Origin of the sequence: Nonomuraea maheshkhaliensis (genome assembly GCF_039529435.1) — a bacterium.
Classification (GTDB): Bacteria; Actinomycetota; Actinomycetes; order Streptosporangiales; family Streptosporangiaceae; genus Nonomuraea; species Nonomuraea maheshkhaliensis.
Genome location: NZ_BAAAMU010000276.1, coordinates 1 through 3,087, shown reverse-complemented (window position 1 = coordinate 3,087; position 3,087 = coordinate 1). Strand labels below are relative to the sequence as shown.

The 3,087-nt window shown below is 75.5% G+C and carries 2 protein-coding genes; both read left to right on the top strand.

Annotated features, from left to right (window positions below; all coding sequences use genetic code 11):
* The coding region (locus ABFX54_RS56275; protein ID WP_346115552.1) for a DEAD/DEAH box helicase at window positions 1–2,408 on the top strand (2,408 nt) is incomplete at its 5' end.
* Window positions 2,409–2,431: 23 nt separating this feature from the next.
* A partial coding sequence (locus ABFX54_RS56270; protein WP_346115551.1) for an SWIM zinc finger family protein occupies window positions 2,432–3,087 on the top strand: 656 nt, incomplete at its 3' end.

Here is a 3,087-nt window from a genome sequence, read left to right as displayed (position 1 = left end):
CCGGCCGGCTGGACCCCGACGCCCTCCAGCGCGTGCGCGAACTGGCCCCCGCCCTGCCCGCCGCCGCCCGCGCCGTGCCGCTGGAGGGCGCCGCCGCCGGGCTGCTGGTGCCGGACGCCGAACCTCTCGTGCGCGCCTTCCTCGACGCCGTCGCCGACGCCATGCCGCGCTCGCCCGGCGCCGTGCGCGCCACCGGCGCCGCCGCCTACGCCGCGGTCAAACCGGTCAAGGTGCCCCACCTGCGCGGCTGGGCGGAGGAGGTCTCGGCCGGGCTGGACGCCGGCCTGCGGCTGTCGCTGCGCATCGTGGCCGACGACTTCGCCGCCGCCGAGTTCGCCGAATTCCGGGCCGTCGTCCAGTTGCACAGCCTGGCCGACCCGTCCCTCGTCGTGGACGCCGCCGACCTGTGGCGGGGCGCCGACCCCGGCTTCGGCCCGCGCGCCAGGATCGAGGCCACCCTCGCCGTGCGCCGCGCCGCCCGCGCCTGGCCCCGGCTGGAGCGGCTGCTCGACAGCGCCGTGCCCGACGAGCTCACCCTGTCCGACGGCGACGTCGAACAGCTCCTGGCCGGCGCCGCCGACCGCCTGGCCGCCGCCGGCGTGGACGTGCACTGGCCCAAGTCCCTGGTACGCGGCCTCAGCGCCCGCGCCGTCATCGGCGAGCGCGACCCCGCGCCCTCCGACATGCCCTCCTTCCTCGGCGGTCACCACCTGACCAGCTTCGACTGGCAGCTCGCCCTCGGCGGCGAACGCCTGAGCGCCGCCGAGATGGACCGCCTGGCCGAGGCCCACCGCCCCGTCGTCCGGCTGCGCGACCAGTGGGTGCTCATCGACCCCGACCTCGCCCGCCGGGCCCGCCAGCGCGACCTCAAGCCGCTGACCGGCATCGAGGCGCTCGGCGCCGCCCTGACCGGCACGGTCGAGGTCGAGGGCGAGCAGGTGCCGGTCGAGCCCACGGCCTGGCTGAACGAGCTGCGCGAGCGCCTGTCCGAGCCCGCCGACGTGGTGAAGCCCGAGGGCCTGGCCGCCACCCTGCGCGACTACCAGCTCGCCGGGTTGCGCTGGCTGGCCAGGATGACCTCGCTCGGCCTGGGCGCCTGCCTGGCCGACGACATGGGCCTGGGCAAGACGATCACCCTCATCGCGCTGCACCTGCACCGTGCCCAGGAGCAGTCCGCCGGGCCCACGCTCGTGGTCTGTCCCGCCTCGCTGCTGGGCAACTGGGAGCGCGAGATCACCAGGTTCGCGCCGGGCGTGCCGGTCCACCGCTACCACGGCCCAGGACGCACGCTCGCCGGCGAGGGCTTCGTGCTGACCACGTACGCCACCATGCGCCTGGACGCCGCCGCGCTGGCCGCCCACCCCTGGGGCCTGCTCGCCGCCGACGAAGCCCAGCACGTCAAGAACCCCGCCTCCGGCACCGCCAAGGCGCTGCGCGAGATCCCCGCCGCCGCCCGCGTCGCCCTGACCGGCACGCCCGTGGAGAACAACCTGTCGGAGCTGTGGGCCATCCTCGACTGGGCCACGCCCGGCCTGCTCGGCCCGCTCCCCACGTTCAGGGCACGCTGGGCCAAACCCATCGAATCGGGCGACGGTGAGACCGCAGAGCGGCTCTCCCGGCTCGTCGGGCCGTTCCTGCTGCGCCGCCGCAAGAGCGACCCCGGCATCGCCCCCGAGCTGCCGCCCAAGACCGAGACCGACCGGCCTGTCGCCCTCACCACCGAGCAGGCCGGCCTGTACGAGGCGGTCGTCCGCGAGATCATGGCCCGCATCGCCGAGGCAAAGGGCATGGCCAGGCGCGGCCTCATCGTCAAGCTGCTCACCGGGCTCAAGCAGATCTGCAACCACCCCGCCCATTACCTGCACGAGGCCGACCCGCGCCTGCCCGGCCGCTCCGGCAAGCTCGAACTGCTCGACGAGCTGGTCGACACCATCGTCGCCGAGGACGGCGCCGTCCTGGTCTTCACCCAGTACGTCGCCATGGCCCGCCTGCTGGAGCGCCACCTGACCGCCCGCGGCGTGGCCACCCAGCTGCTGCACGGCGGCACCCCCGTCGCCCGCCGCGAGGAGATGGTCCAGCGCTTCCAGGACGGCAGCGCCCCGGTGTTCCTGCTCTCGCTCAAGGCCGCGGGCACCGGTCTCAACCTCACCCGCGCCGACCACGTCATCCACTACGACCGCTGGTGGAACCCCGCCGTCGAGGACCAGGCGACCGACCGCGCCTACCGCATCGGCCAGACCAGGCCCGTCCAGGTGCACCGCCTCATCGCCGAAGGCACGATCGAGGACCGCATCGCCCAGATGCTCACCGCCAAGCGCTCGCTCGCCGACGCCGTGCTCTCCTCCGGCGAGGCCGCCTTCACCGAGCTGACCGACGCCGAGCTCGCCGCCCTCGTGGAGCTCAGATGACCCCCGCCGCCCCTGGAGCCCCGATGACCGCCGACGCCGCCCGCGGCTTTCCCGCCTTCCCCCCGCAACGCGCGGGCGCCCGCTTCGCCACCACCTGGTGGGGCCGCGCCTGGGTCCAGGCCATGGAGGACACCTCCCTGGACCACGGCCTGCTGCGCAAGGGCCGCGCGTACGCCAAGACCGGCCAGCTCGGCCCCATCACCGTCAGCCCCGGCCGCCTGGCCGCCGTCGCCGAGAGCGAGTACGACACCGTCGTCCGCGTCGAGCAGCTCGGCGGTGGCGCCTGGGAACGCTTCCTCGACCAGGTGGCCGCCAAGTCCGGGCACATCGCCGCCCTGCTCGACGGCGACATGCCGCACGACCTGGTCGAGGCCGCCGAGTACGCGGGCGTGCCGCTGCTGCCCGCCGTCGGCGACCTGGAGCCCGAGTGCGGCTGCCCCGACTGGGGTCACCCGTGCAAGCACGCCGCCGCCCTGTGCTACCAGGCGTCCTGGCTGCTGGACGCCGACCCGTTCGTGCTGCTGCTCCTGCGCGGGCGCGGCGAACAAGAGCTCGTCGAGGCCCTGCAGCGACGCGGCGCCCCCTCCGCGCGGCCGGCGGCGGTGGCGGGGGTGCCGGTCGCGCGGGCGTACGCGATGGGAGTGCCCGCGCTGCCCGACCCGCCGCCCGCCGACGGGGT